The sequence below is a fragment of the Alteromonas sp. M12 genome (genome assembly GCF_037478005.1).
Lineage (GTDB): Bacteria > Pseudomonadota > Gammaproteobacteria > Enterobacterales > Alteromonadaceae > Aliiglaciecola > Aliiglaciecola lipolytica_A.
The window spans coordinates 1,606,811-1,625,670 of record NZ_CP144164.1; the positions used below are offsets into that span (position 1 = coordinate 1,606,811).

17 protein-coding genes and 2 pseudogenes are annotated in these 18,860 nt (G+C 40.5%); 16 read left to right on the forward strand and 3 right to left on the reverse strand.

Annotation, left to right across the window (positions count from 1 at the left end; genetic code table 11):
• Nucleotides 1-32 precede the first annotated feature (32 nt).
• The 5 genes and pseudogenes from VUI23_RS06945 to VUI23_RS06965 all read left to right on the forward strand — a co-directional run bounded on the left by VUI23_RS06945 (nt 33) and on the right by VUI23_RS06965 (nt 5,868).
• A pseudogene (locus tag VUI23_RS06945) lies at nt 33-2,527 on the forward strand (glycogen/starch/alpha-glucan phosphorylase).
• Nucleotides 2,528-2,707: 180 nt separating this feature from the next.
• Entirely contained in the window at nt 2,708-4,021 is a 1,314-nt protein-coding gene (locus VUI23_RS06950) for a bifunctional diguanylate cyclase/phosphodiesterase (RefSeq protein WP_216050297.1), read from the forward strand.
• 69 nt (nt 4,022-4,090) lie between these two features.
• On the forward strand, nt 4,091-5,116 hold the full coding sequence (gene astE, locus VUI23_RS06955; protein ID WP_342807476.1) for a succinylglutamate desuccinylase: 1,026 nt from the start codon (nt 4,091-4,093) through the stop codon (nt 5,114-5,116).
• Between the two features lie 9 nt (nt 5,117-5,125).
• A complete protein-coding gene (locus VUI23_RS06960) occupies nt 5,126-5,551 on the forward strand; it encodes an HIT domain-containing protein (protein WP_216050299.1) in 426 nt (141 codons plus the stop codon).
• Nucleotides 5,545-5,868 carry a heavy metal-binding domain-containing protein gene (locus VUI23_RS06965; RefSeq protein WP_216050300.1) on the forward strand — a complete coding sequence of 108 codons (324 nt, stop codon included), beginning with the start codon at nt 5,545-5,547 and terminating at the stop codon, nt 5,866-5,868. Before VUI23_RS06960 ends, VUI23_RS06965 begins: the two co-directional genes overlap by 7 nt.
• 11 nt (nt 5,869-5,879) lie before the next feature.
• Here the strand turns inward: VUI23_RS06965 and VUI23_RS06970 are convergent, their stop codons facing one another.
• Nucleotides 5,880-6,380 carry a DUF2244 domain-containing protein gene (locus VUI23_RS06970; protein WP_303500202.1) on the reverse strand — a complete coding sequence of 167 codons (501 nt, stop codon included), beginning with the start codon at nt 6,378-6,380 and terminating at the stop codon, nt 5,880-5,882.
• A 52-nt stretch (nt 6,381-6,432) separates the two neighbouring features.
• Between VUI23_RS06970 and VUI23_RS06975 the strand changes: the two genes are divergently transcribed.
• The 6 genes and pseudogenes from VUI23_RS06975 (at nt 6,433) to VUI23_RS07000 (ending at nt 12,615) form a co-directional block, all read left to right on the forward strand.
• On the forward strand, nt 6,433-7,317 hold the full coding sequence (locus tag VUI23_RS06975; RefSeq protein ID WP_342807478.1) for a sulfite exporter TauE/SafE family protein: 885 nt from the start codon (nt 6,433-6,435) through the stop codon (nt 7,315-7,317).
• Between the two features lie 42 nt (nt 7,318-7,359).
• On the forward strand, nt 7,360-8,187 hold the full coding sequence (gene fdhD / locus VUI23_RS06980) for a formate dehydrogenase accessory sulfurtransferase FdhD (RefSeq protein ID WP_342807480.1): 828 nt from the start codon (nt 7,360-7,362) through the stop codon (nt 8,185-8,187).
• A 33-nt stretch (nt 8,188-8,220) separates the two neighbouring features.
• Nucleotides 8,221-9,521, forward strand: a pseudogene (locus VUI23_RS06985) (alpha-amylase family glycosyl hydrolase).
• Nucleotides 9,511-10,074, forward strand: a complete 564-nt coding sequence (locus VUI23_RS06990) for an isochorismatase family protein (RefSeq protein WP_342807482.1) — start codon at nt 9,511-9,513, stop codon at nt 10,072-10,074. The pseudogene VUI23_RS06985 and the gene VUI23_RS06990 overlap by 11 nt, the downstream one beginning before the upstream one ends.
• Nucleotides 10,075-10,117: 43 nt before the next feature.
• Nucleotides 10,118-10,549, forward strand: a complete 432-nt coding sequence (locus VUI23_RS06995; protein WP_216050306.1) for a DUF3859 domain-containing protein — start codon at nt 10,118-10,120, stop codon at nt 10,547-10,549.
• Between the two features lie 512 nt (nt 10,550-11,061).
• Nucleotides 11,062-12,615 (forward strand): amidase family protein, encoded by a 1,554-nt coding sequence (locus VUI23_RS07000; RefSeq protein ID WP_342807484.1) that lies wholly within the window; start codon nt 11,062-11,064, stop codon nt 12,613-12,615.
• Nucleotides 12,616-12,796: 181 nt separating this feature from the next.
• On the opposite strand, the gene VUI23_RS07005 is transcribed toward VUI23_RS07000, so the two are convergent.
• Nucleotides 12,797-13,165 carry a hypothetical protein gene (locus VUI23_RS07005; RefSeq protein ID WP_303500198.1) on the reverse strand — a complete coding sequence of 123 codons (369 nt, stop codon included), beginning with the start codon at nt 13,163-13,165 and terminating at the stop codon, nt 12,797-12,799.
• Nucleotides 13,166-13,185: 20 nt separating this feature from the next.
• On the reverse strand, nt 13,186-13,359 hold the full coding sequence (locus VUI23_RS07010; protein ID WP_216050309.1) for a hypothetical protein: 174 nt from the start codon (nt 13,357-13,359) through the stop codon (nt 13,186-13,188).
• Between the two features lie 447 nt (nt 13,360-13,806).
• Here VUI23_RS07010 and VUI23_RS07015 point away from each other — a divergent pair, with 447 nt between their 5' ends.
• The 5 genes from VUI23_RS07015 (at nt 13,807) to VUI23_RS07035 (ending at nt 18,807) form a co-directional block, all read left to right on the forward strand.
• Complete coding sequence (locus tag VUI23_RS07015; RefSeq protein ID WP_342807486.1) at nt 13,807-15,735, forward strand: ATP-dependent DNA helicase; 1,929 nt, start codon at nt 13,807-13,809, stop codon at nt 15,733-15,735.
• A gap of 4 nt (nt 15,736-15,739) precedes the next feature.
• Nucleotides 15,740-16,423, forward strand: coding sequence for a tRNA (adenosine(37)-N6)-threonylcarbamoyltransferase complex dimerization subunit type 1 TsaB (gene tsaB, locus VUI23_RS07020; RefSeq protein WP_342807488.1), 684 nt, complete (start codon nt 15,740-15,742; stop codon nt 16,421-16,423).
• A 108-nt stretch (nt 16,424-16,531) separates the two neighbouring features.
• Nucleotides 16,532-16,852: a hypothetical protein gene (locus VUI23_RS07025; protein ID WP_216050312.1), complete on the forward strand. Its 321-nt coding sequence runs from the start codon at nt 16,532-16,534 to the stop codon at nt 16,850-16,852.
• A gap of 303 nt (nt 16,853-17,155) precedes the next feature.
• A complete protein-coding gene (locus VUI23_RS07030) occupies nt 17,156-17,809 on the forward strand; it encodes a Slp family lipoprotein (protein WP_342807490.1) in 654 nt (217 codons plus the stop codon).
• Between the two features lie 143 nt (nt 17,810-17,952).
• Nucleotides 17,953-18,807 carry an alpha/beta hydrolase gene (locus tag VUI23_RS07035; protein ID WP_342807492.1) on the forward strand — a complete coding sequence of 285 codons (855 nt, stop codon included), beginning with the start codon at nt 17,953-17,955 and terminating at the stop codon, nt 18,805-18,807.
• Nucleotides 18,808-18,860 lie beyond the last annotated feature (53 nt).

Consider the following 18,860-nt stretch of genomic DNA (forward strand, 5'->3'; position numbering starts at 1 on the left):
AATAGAAAGTCGCAAAAGTGGGAATTCCTGTCATGCCAAAAGTTAATCTTAAAAGTAAGGCTCTAAATGAGCCTGCAAAATTAGACAAGAGTGATATTAAAGAAGCAATTGTTCGTCACCTTCATTGTTCTTTAGGTACAGACGAAAATAAAGCCAACAACCACGCTTGGTGGAAAGCGGCATGTGCAGCCGTGCAAGAACAAGTCCTTGAGCGTTTACGCCGCACCCAGAAATCCCACTACCTAAACGATACCCGAGCCGTTCACTATTTTTCCGCTGAGTTTTTAATGGGCCGTTTAATGTCCAATAACCTGCATAATTTGGGTTTATTTGAAGTGACACAACAAGCCTTGCAAGAGTTGGGTGTCAGTCTTACCGATGTGATGGAAGAAGAACCAGACATGGCACTAGGTAACGGTGGGTTGGGACGTTTAGCTGCTTGTTTTATCGATTCATTAGCGACAATGGACTTGCCCGCAGTAGGTTACGGAATCCATTACGAAAATGGTTTATTCCGTCAAGAAATTAAAAATGGTGCGCAAATAGAACGTCCCGATAGTTGGCGTGACTACGGTAATCCTTGGGAAATATGCCGTCCTGAATCAATTCAAGAAGTACCACTATTTGGTTATGTGGAAACCAAATATGGTGAAAACGGTCGCATATTAAAAGAATGGCATCCTGGTTCTCTATTGTCAAAGGTATTCCATGGGATATTCCAGTCGTCGGTTTTGGCGGTAAAACGGTAAACGTCCTGCGTTTATGGCAAAGCCAAGCGTCAAATTATTTCAATTGGGATGTTTTCAATGCTGGTGGTTATGTTGATGCCCAATCAGAAAATGTGCAAGCTGAAACCATTTCTAAAGTGCTATATCCAAATGACGAAACCGAAGCGGGTAAAGAACTTCGTCTAATTCAGCAATACTTTTTCTGCGCTTGTTCACTAAAAGACATTATACGACGCTACAAACGTGCCCATGGTGATGATTGGAGCCGTTTCTCGCAACAGGTCGTAATTCAACTGAATGATACCCATCCAGCTATCGCTATCCCTGAATTGATGCGTATCTTGGTTGACCGAGCAGAACTCGATTGGGATGACGCTTGGGCGATTTGCCATAAAACCTTTGCTTATACTAATCATACTTTGCTGCCAGAGGCATTAGAAAAGTGGCCGGCCAGAATGATTGAAAAAATACTGCCTCGTCATTTAGAAATTATTTACGAAATTAACTCCCGCTTTTTAGCTGAAGTAGAAAAAAAATGGCCTGGCGATAATAAAATTAAGCAAAAGCTGTCAATTATTGAAGAAGGCAACAATAAAATGGTACGCATGGGCAATCTATCCGTGATTGGCTCATTTGCTGTTAATGGTGTGGCTGAAATCCATTCCAAGTTAGTTAAACAGAATCTTTTTCCAGAATTTGACCAAATGTGGCCAGATAAACTCACCAATGTAACTAATGGCATAACACCTCGTCGTTGGCTAAAAGCATGTAATCCAGAACTGTCAGCATTAATTGATAAGAAGATTGGTACTGATTGGCCGTTAAACTTAAAAAAATTAAAAGACTTAGAAAAATTTGCAACTGAGGCAAAGTTTCAAAAAGACTTTATGAAAATTAAGCTTAACAATAAAATCGCACTTGCCAGTGAGGTGAAAAAATTAACTGGGATCGACATTGATCCTAAGGCCATATTTGATGTGCAGATTAAACGTTTACATGAATATAAGCGCCAGCATCTAAACTTGCTACATATTATGGCTCTGTATCGCAGATTATTAGAAAACCCAGCCTATGACATGCAGCCTAGAGTCTTTCTTTTTGGAGCGAAAGCTGCGCCAGGTTATAAATTAGCCAAAGACATTATTTACGCGATTAATATGGTTGCAGAACGAATTAATAATGACGAGCGGGTAAACAAAAAATTAAAAGTGGTGTTTTTACCCAACTATCGAGTCAGCTTGGCTGAAAAAATGATCCCTGCTGCTGATGTTTCCGAGCAAATTTCGACAGCCGGAAAAGAAGCATCGGGTACCGGAAATATGAAGCTATCGCTAAATGGTGCTTTGACTATAGGTACGATGGATGGTGCCAATATAGAGATTGCTGAGGAAGTGGGCGACGAAAACATCTTCATTTTTGGGTTAACGGTTGAGGAAGTCGATAAATTACACGCCAAAGGGTATAACCCATATGATTACTACTACCAAAATGCGGAACTCAAGGCTATTTTAGATTGGTTAGAAACCGACTATTTCACGCCTGGAAAGCCTGGTGCTTTATCCTCATTGAAGCATAGTCTGCTTGATGGTGGTGATCCATATTTAGTGTTAGCAGATTTCGAGGCATATTCGCAAGCTCAAAATAAAGTGGATATAGCCTATCGAGACAGTAAAGATTGGGCCCGCATGGCAATTTTAAATTGTGCCAGAATGGGTAAATTTACTTCCGACCGCTCGGTTCAAGATTACGTAGATCGAATCTGGAAGTTAGATGCATGTGAAGTAGAGCAATCATTTTGAACCTAATAGACTTAGATAGTTGCTGCTAACCTAGCACTCATATGGTTACAGTTTAGATTTCAAAACCGCTGATATGTTATTAAAAGGCTCAATTTTTCAATTGAGCCTTTTCTTTTGCCCTCAGATACGTATAGAATCTTAGTAATTGCCTAGCAGTGCGCCTAAATAAGAAAAATTAGAATGGGTCAAGCTCACCAAACGTTAGCAACTATCCCGAATCGATATGCATTTTTAGATCGCATAGATGAAGCGGTTAAACTCGATAACAAATTATCCTTAATGTTAATCGATGTCGTACGCTTTTCAGACGTTAGTAGTTCCCTTGGTTATCAAGTCGGCGACATCATTTTGTTGGCGATAGCTAACCGCATCAAATATTTATTTGGACGAGAAGTCCTATTCGGCAGAATGAGTGGTGATATTTTTGGTATTGTCATTCCAGGACGTCATGGAGACAGACAACTTCGTTACCACTTCAATCATTTAGTCGAACACTTTAAAACGCCTATTAACATTGATGGGCACGCCTTTATCGCTGACTTCAATGTTGGTGCTGTAGCCAATGAAGCGGATAATCAAGATACCATTAAATTACTGGCTGCCGCAGAGTCTGCGTTAAAACAGGCTAAAGAAAATAAATATGAGAATTTACATATTCTTAGTATGAGCCAAAGAATGCATAGTGGTCGTTCTTTAGCGTTAAAAGCCGATTTGAAACGCGCTTTTCAAAATGATGAATTAGAAATTTATTTCCAACCTAAAGTGAATTTACAAACCCTAAAGATTACTGGTGCTGAGTGTTTATTACGATGGAATCACCCGTTAGACGGCGTGTTGTTTCCCGGTGCATTAATCGAAGCTGCTGAATCTTATAATATGATGAACGAATTGGGTAACTGGACGTTGGAAAAAGCATTTCAAAGTGCGGTCTTCTTTAAACAGCAGGGCATAGATATTGTTCTGTCGGTAAATATGTCGCCCACTCAACTTTACGACTTCAAATTCATTCCTAAATTACGGGAACTGCAGAAACTTTATGACATTGATTTGAACTGTTTAGAACTTGAGTTAACAGAAGATGTGGCGCTGTCTAATTCGTTAATGGTTAAACGTCAGTTATCTGAAGCTCGAACTTTGGGAATGAAAGTATCGGTGGATGACTTTGGTAAAGGTTATTCGAATTTAGCCTACATTCGCGATCTGTCTATTGATGCGATAAAAATAGATAAAACATTTGTTATGAGCTTGGAAGACAATCCGGTGAATTTGGCGATTATTCAAGCTGCCCAAGTGATTGGTCGGGCACTGAAATGTGACATAGTGGCAGAAGGAATTGAAAGTGTAGAACAAATGCAAATGTTGCGAGAGATTGGCATTGAATGTGGGCAAGGATTTCTTTTTTCTAAGGCCATTAAGCGTGACGATTTTGTGCAGCTGTTTTACACAGATTTGATTGTTGGAACGTCAAAGACATTTTTGTCTAGACCTGCTTAAGCACGGCTTATGCTGCCAGTTAAATGACAACTTGCTATACTTTCATGATTTTAACAGTTAAGAGGTTCTATGTTAGTTGAGAAACTTACCGTATCAGGCCAATTTTTGGCGCTTTCCAGATTCGATCCTCAATTATTTAAGCATCCCGTTGAATTCATTTTAGCCAATGGCGTAAAAGTCAATATTAGCAGTCCTGGAATCATTCAGTTTACCCCATCAGGCACTTCAAAAAAGGACATAGTTTTATCCTGTGGTGTGCATGGCAACGAAACGGCTCCGATTGAAATATGCGACGATTTAGTTACACAAATCCTACGTTTAGAACTAACTCCACAACATCGGCTTTTGGTGATTTTTGCTAACTTACCTTCAATGGATATCGAGAAACGTTTTGTCGTTGAAAATTTAAATCGCCTGTTCAGTGGTGCTCACACAACGTCCAGTGGCGAGAATAATCAGGAGCGTCAACGAGCCAAAGAGCTTGAGCAAGTTGTGGCGAATTTCTATACCCTAGGTAGTGCCTCGTCTGAGCGCTTACATTACGATTTACATACAGCCATTCGTGCTTCTAAAAACGACAAATTTGCGGTTTATCCCTTTTTACACGGAAAACAACATAGCCTTGAACAACTGGCTTTTTTGTATGCTTGTGGCGTCAACACGTTTTTGCTTTCTGAAAGTCCTACAACAACTTTTAGTTATTACTCTTCCCACCAATTTGGTGCTCATGCGTTTACTGTTGAGTTGGGTAAAGTGCATCGTTTTGGCGAAAATGACATGTCGAAATTTGCTGCAGTGAGAGAAACCTTGACCGCTCTGATCGTCAATAAAGAATTAAATATACCTGCATTTCCACCTCAAAAAACCTATATTTATCGGGTTAATCAGGTGATAAACAAGCAGCAACCAGATTTTAAATTACACTTCGATAACGATACCCCCAATTTTACTGACTTTAAAAAGGGACATTTGTTAGCCTCTGAGACGGGTGCCGAATATCGCTGTGAGTTTGATAATGAAGCCATTGTTTTTCCGAATGAAAATGTGGCAATTGGACAACGGGCACTGCTAACAGTAGTCGCAACAAAATTATAAGGAGAAAGCATGCACAATGCTGATTTCCAACTCGATCCGCAATTGGCCAAAGATTGCTTTGAAGTATGTAATTTACCTCTGAGTAAAATCTTATTGTTAAACGACTATCAATACCCCTGGTTTATACAGGTGCCCCGCGTGAATAAAGTCACCGAGATAATTGATTTGAACGAAGCGCAGCAGAGTCAGTTATGGTACGAGTCAAAAATTCTTAGTGAATCGATTAAACACTTGTTTCAACCATACAAATTGAATATCGCAGCCCTTGGTAATATGGTTTCCCAATTACATATTCATCATATTGCTCGATTTCAACATGATGTCGCATGGCCCAAACCTGTGTGGGGTGTGGCTGCTGCCAAACATTATGAACTGAGTGATTCAAACAGTTTGATTGAAAAAATGTCTACATTATTGGGAGATAAAATATGTTAGTAACGACGACAAACAATTTAGATGGCAAAAAGATTGAGCACTACTACGGTGTTGTAGTGGGAGAAGCCATTATGGGAGCGAACATACTCAAAGATATTTTTGCTTCGATACGAGACATTGTAGGCGGGCGTTCTGGTTCGTACGAACAAGAGTTAACCAAAGCCCGCAAAATTGCATTTACGGAATTAACCGAAGAAGCCAGGATGATGGGCGCGAATGCCGTTATTGCCGTTGATATTGATTATGAAGTGATTGGCCAAAATGGAAGCATGTTGATGGTTAGTATCTGTGGTACTGCGGTCAAGTATGTGGATTAAACCTTACTAAATTATTGTCGCTTCCACCATTTGTTGCTGACTTCCATGACGCCATTGTGCTTCAACAAATTACGCGCGATAAGGCAGTCTTGTTGATTTAAAAATTGTCCCAGCTCAATGCTGATATTTTCATCGGTTAAGATCATGTGTGGTCGGTCAAATGAGCTTTCAGCTTCGATGACCGACAAGTGTGTTTTATGCCGTTCAAACTGCCAATTGAAAATGGGATATTGAATTCCACATTCAATTATTAGGGTTTTTGGGTTGATGGTAATGATTTGCTTGCTGTAACAATGGCGGTTCACTTTATGCATTAAAAAGGCAAGTAAAGCGACTTCAAATCCGGCAAAAGGTAAAATTAGCCACATCCCTAACAGTGCCCAAATCGACGCGATTAGCAGTACACATAGGGCCATAATAAATACAATCATTTTGGCTTCAGCCCAAGTAGCAGAACGATTTGGGCTCAGCGTGATCGTTGTGATATTGTTTTGCGTAAAATGCTTAACCATAATAATTTGAAACGCGATACACTGAGTCGCCAAACACCTTTAAGATACTGCTATGTTGCACGTCATAACTGCCAATCAAATCCGATGTTTCCTTTTTGTAACCTGGTTTGGTGTATTGCTTTTTCAAGCAGAACCACTGTTGTTAATAACAGAGTATAGCGCTTTTGCAATTTTAGGTGTGGTGGGCGCTATTTTTGCCAACGCAACAGGCGCTGGTGGTGGTGTGATATTTGTCCCATTTTTTAATCAATTGGGATTCGATTCCAATTCTACAGTGGCAACCAGTTTTGCCATTCAATGTTGTGGGATGACAGCTGGCGCCATAACTTGGTGGGCATTTTATCGCAAACAGCATATTGATGATAAGCATTGGCACGAGATCAGCAAAATACTCAAGCTAACAGTACCTTTTTCTGTATTGGGCATTTGGCTTGCACAACTATTTCAAGCTGCCCGAGGTGGAATAGGCGAAGCTGAGCAATTACATGCAGGTTTTGGCGTATTCTCTATTGGTTTGGCGATCGCGTTATTTGCGAGTATTCCTTTGCTTAAAAAGCAGTCCTTTTCCTCTGACTTAGCACGGTTTGATTGTTATGCCTTGACGATAATCGCATTTATCGGTGGCATCATAACAGCCTACTTATCAATTGGAGTGGGGGAGTTAGTCGCCATTTATTTAATCATTCGTAAATTCAGTATCACTTTTTCCATCGCTTTAGCCGTTATTCTAAGTGCTTTTTCAGTGTGGAGCGCCATCATCTATCATGGCTTTTTTAGCGTTGACGTATACTGGCCTGTGGTTTTATTTGCTGGAGCTGGCGCGATTATCGGTGGTATCTTGGCTAAGCAAGTGGTGTTATATTTTTCAGCAACAAATTTAAAAATCTTTTTTGCCAGTTGGGTGTTATTTCTTGGCTTCAGCGCATTACCCTACTGATGCTCGATTCTGGCAACTAGATTTTTCTAACAAAAGCGCGGTATGCAAGAATCTATTCAATACAATATAGTGAGTTATAAGAATTCAGCGACCTATAAAGCCGACTGGATTGCGTGTGAGCAACCCTTGGAAATTTGGTTGAAATTTTATAAAACGCCGAACCAAACCGAAAAGCTTTATTTGCATTCCACCATGCGTACTCCTGGTGATGACATCCATTTGGTTAAAGGCTGGTTGCTTTCTATTGATTTGGTTTCCCTTAACGATATATTCAGTATTGAACATACTGGCACAGACAGATTAAAAGAAAATCATAGCAATCGGATCCTGATTACTCTGAAACCGGGTGTATCTGTTGAATTATCGAAATATAAGGCGAACTCATTGTCCGTTTCTAGTTGTGGTGTCTGCGGACAACAGAATATCGACAAACTGCTAGAAAATTTGTCTCCTATCGATGAACAAAACAGGGTTTCATTAGCGGCAAAGTCGATATGTGATTTACCGAATAATCTGAGATTACAACAACCGGTTTTTTTTAGGACTGGCGGTGTTCACGCAGCAGCGCTGCTGGATCACAAGGGTGATCTTGTAGGAACCAGTGAAGATATTGGTAGGCACAATGCGCTGGATAAGTTAATTGGTAAACATTTAGCCCTTTTACCTGGCCAATATGCGGTGCTATTGAGCGGTAGGGTGAGTTTCGAAATGGTGCAAAAATCAGCTAGAGCTGGTATTAGTATGATTATTGCGGTTGGCGCACCGACCAGTTTGGCCGTAGATTTATGTAAAGAATTGGATATTGCACTGATTGGATTTATCAAAGCGACGCAATTTAATCTGTATCATGGAGAAAGGCAGTTAATTTAAACAGTTTTAGCTAACAAAAAGGACTTTTTGAAAATGGATCATACCCCTAAAAACTATGTGCAAATTGTCAGTCCAGTCTGGGCTAAAGACGCAATTATATACCAAATTAACACCCGCCAATTCACCTCTGTGGGCACTTTCAATGCAGCCCAATCACACTTCCCACGTTTAAAATCCTTAGGTGTCGACATTTTGTGGATTATGCCAATTCATCCTATTGGAGTTAAAAATCGTAAGGGCACACTAGGGAGTCCTTATGCGGTGCAAGACTATTATGGTGTGAATCCAGAATTTGGTGATTTGAGCGCATTTCAAGATTTTGTCAAAACCGCCCATTCATTTGGTTTCAAGGTTATTATAGATTGGGTATGCAATCATTCTGCTTGGGATAATCATCTCGTTGAAGATCATCCAGAGTGGTACGCTCGGGATTATAAGGGCGATTTTACGCCAACACCTTGGTGGGATTGGAATGATGTCATTGACTTTGATTATCAAAGTATTGAATTACGTGAGTATATAGCCAAAGCGATGCGCTATTGGGTTGAGGTGGCCGACATTGATGGATTTCGGTGTGATGTGGCCGGTTTTATTCCAAATGATTTCTGGGCAGCTGTTAGGGCTGATTTAGAGACCATTAAACCGATCTTTATGTTAGCTGAGTGGGAATCCAAAGATCTACATCAAAATGCCTTTGATATGACCTATGCGTGGAGTTGGAATGAAATCATGCATGGTATTACGTGCAATGGTTTACCTATTAGTAAACTTTTTAAATACTACTCTTGGAACGAAAAATCCTATCCAGCTGAAGCACATCGAATGACGTTTGTCAGTAACCATGATAAGAATGCATGGGATGGTACTCAGCAAGAGCAATTTCAAGATGGCCTAGAAGCCGCTATTGTGCTGTCGGTTATTGGTGAAGGTATGCCACTTATTCACAATGGACAAGAAGCCGGTGAAACAAAACGTTTAGCGTTTTTTGAAAGAGACCCGATTCACTGCAGCAGGAACATCACATTGGTGATTTATATCAACGATTAATTCAACTTAAAAAATCACATTCCGCGCTACATAATGCCCAGTGGGGCGCGCGGATGATTCACGTCGCTAATTCTGAGCCAGAAAGAATATTCAGTTTTGTGCGGACCGATAAAAATAGTAAAATTTTTGTCGTATTAAATTTATCAAGTCACTCGCTGCAAGTGAATTTCACTGGAAGTTTGTTTTTAGGTGAGTACGATTCTTTTTTCGAAAATAAAAGTTTAGTGTTTAAGCAAGATTCCGAACTGACAATAGCACCATGGGGATATCAAATTTATGTCAATTGAAAAAATTAAACCCGAAACAACGCAAGTGTTAATGGTCGATATACAACAAAAATTGTTTGCTCAAATGAGTAATCACCAAATGATGTTGCGTCGCAGTCTTACTTTACTGGCAACTGCTCAGATATTTCAAATTCCCATTACGGGCGTAGAGCAATATCCCAAAGGCTTAGGTGAAACCCACGAATTGTTGCAGCCTTATGTACAACATAACTTTACCAAGACCGCATTCTCTGCTTTTGGGCAAAAGGATTTAGTCGCGCATCTTGATCACATCCGATCATCAAGTGACAAGCCAAATTTGTTGCTCTTAGGGGCTGAATCCCACGTTTGTTTATATCAAACTGCCATTGATGCTCTCAAGGCGAACTATACAGTTTCCATTGCGTGGGACGCTACTGCTTCTCGTTATGAATCCGATCGGGAATTAGCCAAGCAGCAATTAATCGCAGCTGGTTGTAATTTGCTTTCAGTGGAAATGGTGGTTTTTGGGTGGTTGAAGGATGCCAAACATGAACATTTTAAACGTGTCAGTAATTTGCTCAAGGCCCACTAATTAAAAATAAAGCCCCCTAATAGCATTCAAGAGATTAGCAGTAATGGCGAAACATAAAGCGCAATTTGAAATGACCAGTTATGGTCTCTATGAAGGGTGGGACAACAACAGTAAAGAATTACCATCGATTCGCAACTTTACCACCAAAATCCCAGCCACTTTAGATGTGGAATTTGGTTTTATATTGGAAGTTAAAAAAGGCAAAGGATTACGGTTAGATTTCACTATTTATCATCCAAATATCCCAGATAAAAAAGGCAATGTTATGGAACCGTTTAGCGGTGATGTTTATGTGCGAAACAATAACTGGGAGTTCTATTTAGGTGATACTTTATGGGCTCCTATTGACGACAAAGTCGGGGACTGGCGTATGGTAATTGAGTGTGACGGCAAAATCGTGGCTGAAAAAACATTTACCGTTTTAGAAGAGTATGCCGATGGCGAGATTCAATTTTGGAAAAAACGCGGTTACTGAAGCCATTTTTGTAAACAGACATTTTATTCTTTAAATGAGCTTCGCTGTGGATAAAAAATGAATCACAGTGAAGCGGGTTGATGTTCTGATAGGTTTTTATATCTACTCGTTACCCATGGCGATGGAGTGATACAGCGCTGTACTTTCCTATTGCTAATTCGAATTGGCGTATTTTCTGAAGATTAACTTTAAGAAATTTAAATGTATTAACAAAACTAATCTTCTCATTACAATTTACTTTCGTAACCATACTTATCAAACTAAGAGCTATTGCAAATATATATTTTTTCATATTATTAGCATACTTCTTTGATTGAAAAGATGTCTGTCCATATGACCCTATTGAATAGCGTTAATAGGTGTTTTATTCTGTCATAATACAAGGTCTTGTACTACGAGTGTTCAGTTATGTTGGCATTAAATGCATCGTTTGCGGGCGATTAAACATATGGCGAACATTCTCTGAAACTTTGCTCAGGCCACCTTTTTCATTTTTACTGACTGGCCCTTAAATGCTCAAATTAACTGCGTTACCCACTAAATTTATACTGTTATCGATTTTTGTCGCATATTTGCAAGGGTGCCAGCAACATAGAACATCGGCAAAAGAGATTGATCTCACAGAGCTGACTATTGCCCAAATTCACCAAGACTATAAAAATGGCGAGTACAATAGCCAAGACTTAGTTAAGACGTACCTAAAACGAATCGCCCAGCATAATGATAAAATTAATGCTATTAGTGTGGTCAATAACGATGCGCTAATGATTGCCGCAGCCTTAGATAAAGAGTTTATACAAACAGGAAAGCTTCGCCCGTTACACGGCATTCCTATTTTGGTGAAGGATAATATCAATACCGCTAATTTACCCACCACCGCAGGCTCTCTTGCGTTAGTCGATTACATTCCCAATCAGAATGCTTTTATCATTCAAAAACTCGTTGACGCGGGGGCTATTGTTTTAGCGAAAACGAATATGGCGGAGTGGGCATTTAGTCCAAAACATACCGAAAGCTCTACCAGTGGAATCACTCGTAACGCGTATAACCAAGATTATGTTCCAGCAGGATCTAGTGGCGGAACAGCTGCTGCTATTGCCGCTAATTTTGCAACTGTTGGTTTAGGTACCGATACGGGTAATTCTATTCGAGGACCTTCTTCCCATGCAGCGCTAGTGGGCTTAAGAACCACCATTGGCTTAGTGTCACGCAGTGCCATAGTGCCTTTGTTTCTGCGCAATGATGTTGTTGGCCCAATGGCCAGAACAACCGAAGACGCTGTTCGCATATTAGACGTAATTGCTGGCTACGATGAGCATGATCCGATCACGGCCCATTCGGACGGTAAGATGCCGGCTAGTTATTTGTCGTATTTAAACGAAGATGGGTTGAGTGGAGCACGCATAGGTGTGTTGAATCAACTTAGTGATGACGGCCTTGATCCTGAAATTTTAGCCTTATTCCAACAGTCCCTTCGAGATTTACAGAGGCTAGGGGCAACAATCGTTGATCCAGTTGAGATCCCTAATTTTGATAGTTTAAAAGCCAATCAATGGTGTGCAGAATTCCAACAAGATGTAGAGCAGTTCTTAGCAACCTATGTGAAAAGTGACACCCTGGAGCGCTTAGAAGATATTATCGCAGTTGGCTCCACCTCAGAGTTTGCAAAAGCGAGATTAAAAGCAAACCTTGCTGTAAGCGGTCGTTATGGTGAGTCCAATGTTGAATGCGGAAGTGCTTATTCTGATCCACTGCGCATAGCGTTTAGGCAAGGTATTGAGAAGGTGATGAACGACTTAAATCTAGATGCGCTAATTTATCCTTCTTGGAATAACAAAGCCGCTCTTATCAGTCGTTTTGAGGAAGATTACATGGGTGACAACAGTCAAGTTATTAGTCCACACACAGGGCAGCCGGCGTTTACGGTTCCAATGGGGTTCACTTCGGAAAACTTACCCACAGGGCTTCAGTTTTTAGGCAGAATGTACAATGAACCTAAGTTAATACAGCTCATCTATGCCTATGAGCAGGGGACAAAACACAGAAAACCAGCAGAGTTGAATTGAAGCACTGTTTCAGATTTCGATTTTCAGTGCTAATTAGTGAAAAATATTCAATACGAAAATCAGTCGATAGCTTGAAAAGATACAAGCTTATTTAGGCTGCTGAATAAACAAAAAAGAGCGAAAAATCGCTCTTTTTTTGGGATAACATAAAGTGTCTCATTTTAAAGACACCCGATTGTAATTAATTACAATCTGATACGTCACCACCTGTTTTTTCTTTCATTTTGATACAAGCTTCTTTTAGCTTATCAGCGCTAGCTTCTTTCATGTCTTCTATTTCGTCGCCAGCATCTTCCATCATTTCAGAGGCTTTATCTTGTGCGTCATCTTTCATTTCTGATGCTTTTTCGCTTGCTGAATCCATCATATCACCGGCTTCATCTTTAACATCGTCAAGATAATCAGCAGACTCTTCTTTCATGTCTTCCATTTCTTCAGTCATTTCAGCTTTAGTATCGCTAGCAGATTCTTTCTGAGCTTCTGAACATCCCGCTAAGCCTAAGCTAGCTAAAAATATTGCTAGTACGAGTTTTTGATTGATTGTTTTCATTGTGTTTCCTTTAGTCCATTTTAAAGTGCAGTTTCTTTCTTAAGTGACCGAGCAAACGTCATTGTCACGAATAAAAAGATACCGATATAACATATAGCAGAAATTACAGCTGACATTAACTTGCTAGATAAATCGGCAGGTTTGAAAATTGCCACCAAGGTGACAATAGTCGCTAAGATTAACCAGAATAACATAATCGAACTCCTTACTGTGTGCCACTTGAAACAATTGGGTTTTCACCTGTCGTTTCCATCATTAATAACAGAGAAATCTTTCTGTTTTGTGATGAATAAATTAATAATTTGTCTATTTCTTGAGATATTGCTTAATTCGTGCCACTAATTTATCTATTTGATTAATAACAATATTGTTTGCGAATGGCGTTGTTTTTGAGCGTGATTGCAATAAATGCGTCTGTTTTTAAATACACCTTTGGTGCGGAGTGTCTTTTTTGGGGCAATTTTTTAAACAATATTTATATCACAAGGCTAAGCAATGGCTATCTTCCTCTAACAATGCTTGCTTTTTTTTTTGGCATACTCACCGCCAATTTCTCGCGCTGCGGGACAAGCTAAGAATTTGCGAATAACGGATAACGATAGTGATACTAATTTGTGACAGTAAAAGACAGGCAAGGGTGCATGATTAAAACATCAGAATTGTTTGCCGAAGATGGGGTTTTATCTACGGCAATTGCTGGGTTTAGCCCACGTGCATCGCAAATTGCAATGTCTGAAGCCATTGAACAATGTATTGACGATCAAGTTCCGCTAATTGTCGAGGCTGGTACGGGAACAGGTAAAACCTTTGCATACTTAGCCCCAGCAATGATCAGTAACAAAAAAGCAATAATCTCAACGGGTACAAAAAATCTTCAAGAGCAGTTGTTTCACCGTGACCTACCGTTACTTAAAAAAGCCTTAGGCAGTAATCGTCAGGCAGCGCTGCTTAAGGGCCGTTCAAATTATCTTTGTTTACATCGGTTAGGTCAGCATAGTGGCAACAGTACCTTATTGGAGCGGGAAACCCTGGATGAATTAACCCAAGTTAGACAGTGGGCGTCTACCACTAAAACCGGTGATATGGGAGATTTAAAGTCACTGTCTGAGAATGCCAGAGTATTACCTTTGGTGACTTCTACAGTTGATAATTGTTTAGGTCGAGATTGTCCAGATTATGAAGATTGTTATTTAGTCAAAGCGCGAAACAAAGCAATGGACGCCGATATAGTGGTGGTGAATCATCATTTGTTTTTTGCAGATATGGCTTTAAAAGACACAGGCTTTGGTGAGCTAATTCCGGAAGCTGATGTGGTGGTATTTGATGAAGCTCATCAAATACCCGATATTGCCAGCGAATACTTTGGTGAAGCTCTCTCAAGTCGACAAATACATGATTTAGCGCGAGACATTGAGATTATAAAACGTACTCAACTAAAAGATGCCGAACAACTAGTAAAAGTTGCTGAGAAGTGTCGTTTGATTGCGGCTGACTTGCGTATTTTGTTTCCAGTCACTCCAGAGCGGGGCAATTGGCGACAAATGCTAAAACGCCCAGAGGTCGAAGCGCAAATCAATAAATTGGACGAATCACTGACGGTACTTTACGAAGTGGTTAAAATTCATCTGGGTCGAGAAAAAGAACTTGATACTTTGTTTGAAAGGGTAACTCACGCCAAATCCAAACTGGCTGTTTTAAACGATGTAAATCAAAAAGGTGTGAGTTTATGGTACGAAACCACACCTAAGCACATTGTGCTGCATTTAACCCCACTTAGTATCGCTAAGCGCTTTGCTGATTTTATAGAAGAACCGAAAAGAAGCTGGGTGTTTACCTCTGCAACTTTGATGGTGGATGGCGGTTTTGCCCATTTTCAGCGTTTAATGGGCTTAGATAATGCAAAAACATTAGCCTTGGACAGTCCATTCGATTACCAAAAACAAGCTATTTTGTGTGTACCTCGATATTTACCAGAGCCTAGCAGCCGTGAGATGCGACAGAATTTATTGGAAGTAGCAGTGACCTTAATTAAGGCGAGCAAAGGCCGTTGTTTCCTGTTATTTACTTCCCATGCGATGCTGAAAATCATTGCCCAAAGCTTGCCTGAATATATTGATAACCCAATATTAGTGCAAGGCACCACAACCAAGCGTGCGTTACTAGACGAGTATGTAACCAATAAACAAGCCGTACTTTTAGGCACGGGAGCATTTTGGGAAGGAGTTGATGTGCGTGGTGATGATTTAACCTGCGTAATGATTGATAAATTACCCTTCGCCGCCCCAGATGATCCACTTCTGCAGGCTCGAATTGAAGATTGTCGAAAGTCAGGTGCCAATCCTTTTGCACAAATCCAGATCCCCCAAGCGGTTATTTCCCTCAAACAAGGGGCTGGGCGGTTAATTCGTGATGAAAAAGACAAGGGGGTTTTGGTGATCTGCGATAATCGCCTAATCACGAAAGACTACGCAAAAACCTTTTTAGCCAGTTTACCGCCCATGAAGCGCACTCGAGACTTGTCGGTGGCGGTTGATTTTTTAACTGAATTACATACCTCTGAAGGCCTGTGAATTGATGAAAATACTTGCGATAGATACAGCCACTGAAGCCTGCTCTGCAGCCATTTTTGTAGATCAAAAAACCGATTCAATATTTGAAGTTTGCCCTCAACAACATAGCCAAAAACTGCTTCCGATGGTCGAGCAATTATTACAACGAAATAATCAAACATTATCGGCTATCGACTATCTCGTGTTTGGTCGTGGTCCAGGTAGTTTTACTGGCGTGCGTATTTCAACAGGTATTATTCAAGGTTTGGCGTTGGGAACTGAAAAGCCGGTTGTTGGTATCTCTACTTTAGCTGCAATGGCGCAACAAGCGATTGATGAATCTCAGGCCAAGTTGGTTGCTGTAGCGATAGATGCTCGCATGGATGAAGTCTATTTCGCATTATTTCGCAATGAAAATAACCTAGCCCGTTTAATCGAAGAAGAGCAGGTGCTAGGGCCGGAATCTGTGCTTGAAGGCTTAACCGAAATACCGGATGTATTATGCGGTACGGGGTGGACTGCCTATAAAGCTTTCCAGCAAATCGTCGAGCAGGTCGGTCAGCCATCCATTCTTTTTCCATCAAGTAGTGCAATGATCCCATTAGCTATAGATGCTATCGCGCAGGGCAATTTTAGCGACGCAGAGAATATTCAACCGGTTTATTTGCGAGACAAGGTGACCTGGAAAAAGTTGCCTGGTAGAGAATAGTGGTTTTAACTGGATTAGATTGGTTTGACGCGATAGTTCGTATCTTGTGCATGATTATTGCAGTTAATTTTGGTTTGACACCTAAAAAGGATGCAATAGTTTAGCTAAGTGGAAATTGAATCTTCGTTAGTTGCCGCGCAAAATCAACTAACTATTACTCCCACTGCCCGTGAGCCGCAAAAACAAGCGGAAGCACAAGAGCAGCAAAATCAAAGACGTGACACTCAGTTGCCACGTCAGCAGGTTGTTACGCGTCAAAATTCCCCTGAAGCATATGCACAAGCCGAACGTTTTCGAGAACAAAAAAATAGTGCATCACAACCTCAAGATTTTAGTGCTCGCCAGGCAATAGACGCCTATCAATCTCTTGCCAAAGAAAGTCAACGTAGTGAAATCCAATCGTTACTGGGAATTGATACCTTCGTTTAATCTTATCCAATTAGGCTCGAATAAAATGATCACTTTGGTGTAAAATTTTTCGCGTATTTGTTATGCTGAACAACGGATTATGATGATTTTATATCCCGAAACTATGTTGATTCAGCCAATAACGCAACGTGTTATTGGCAATAGGTGTTAGTATTAGCAACATATCTAAACGATTCTATAGCGTTAATTAGTGGATTCATGTTTTAGTAAGTAAATAGTCTAATTGGTGAACTATCTAATCAGTTAAGAGTTTATTAAGGTAAAAGTTTAGCAAGTTAAAATTTAGCGGTAGAGAGGATTCTCATGTTAGCGAAAATTGCGGTGTTTTGTTCAGTAGTACTGATGGCTGGCTGTTCTGTCATACCTGACAGTATTCAGGTGGAAGATGAAGCAAACTTAGTAGAATATCAGCAGGTTACAAGTAATCCCGAAAGTAATATTGGCAAGACTGTTCGTTGGGGGGGAGTGATTGCTAAAGTCGAAAACTTACCTGATGCAACCATGATCGAAATGGTCGATTTTCCATTGCGTTCTTATGCTCGCCCTCGAGTCTCAAATCAAAGCATGGGCCGGTTTCGGGTCTATATTGATGGATTTATCGATCCAGTGGTCTTTGAAAAAGGTCGTAGCGTTACCTTTACCGGAAAAATTACTGGTTCCGAGGAAGGCATGGTAGGTGAGCACAAATATGTTTTTCCGACCCTTAAATCATCTGGATACCATCTTTGGAAAGAAATAGAGCAAGTGAATGTGAGTAGCTTGAGCATGTGGCCATATAATCCATACTGGGGATGGCCATACCGACCTTATCACCAACGCGTTATTATACGTCGTAATAGTGATAGTCCCTCTGGCGGCGCAACAACTCCCAGTCGAGCGACTCAACCTAACCGTCAACAAAGTACCCGTTCAGCTACGCGTAATAATGGTATAGGGCCAGTTGATAAAGAGCCTTAAAGGCTGATTTTTATAGGATTATAACTAATCAAAATAGCTGAGTATCACGGCGGATAATTTCCGGTGACGGCAATAAAGTGTTAAAAAGCGGCATGTAATTGCCGCTTTTTTTGTTTATAAAAAACGCTCAACAGGATACTAAAATGCATGATGTCAGGTTCTCTTTACCTAACTTAGAGTTAGCAGGTCTTGCAAATGGACACACCGATAAACCCCTAATTATTGCTTTGCATGGTTGGTTAGACAATGCCGCGAGCTTTATTCCTTTAGCCAAATATCTGAACGATTACCATTTGGTCGCAATTGATTTTGCTGGGCATGGACTCTCCAGCCATCGCAGTGCTGACGCTCATTATCACCAAATTGATTTTGTCCACGACTTGCATGAGTTAATTTTAAGTCAAGGGTATAAAAAGTTCATTTTACTGGGGCACTCAATGGGAGGGATCGTCGGTTCGATGTACGCTAGCAGTTTTCCTGAATTTGTTTCCCATTACATCACGATTGAATCCTTTGGTCCTCTTTCAAAAAATGCGCAAAGTAGTCCGTCACAAATGCGTGAGGCCATAGAAAGCAGATTAAAATTGCAAGCTAGAGAGCCGCAACATCCCAAAAGCTACGAAGCCGTAATTAAAGCCAGAGCATTAGCTGGGGACTTAACTGAAGATGCGGCAACATTGTTGGTTAATCGCAATTTAATTGAGCAAAATGGCGAGCTTCGTTTTCGCACCGATAGAAGGCTTCGTACGCTCTCGTCAATTCGAGTGACAGATGAGCAAGCTAGACACTTTATGCAAAATATCCAAGCACCGACATTAGCAATAATGGGCACTACGGGGTACGAAGTCATGCGTGAAAAAGTCAAAGAAAGGTTTGATTGGGTGCCAAATTTAACCCATGTAACTTGTGAGGGGGGACATCACTTACATATGGATAATCCCGCCGACATTGCTAAAAAATTGCTGGATTTCCTAGCACTTAATCCATTAAATCACTAAAATTAAGCTACAATCAGGTCTTACCTGTATTAATTTAAATGTTCATTGGTTAA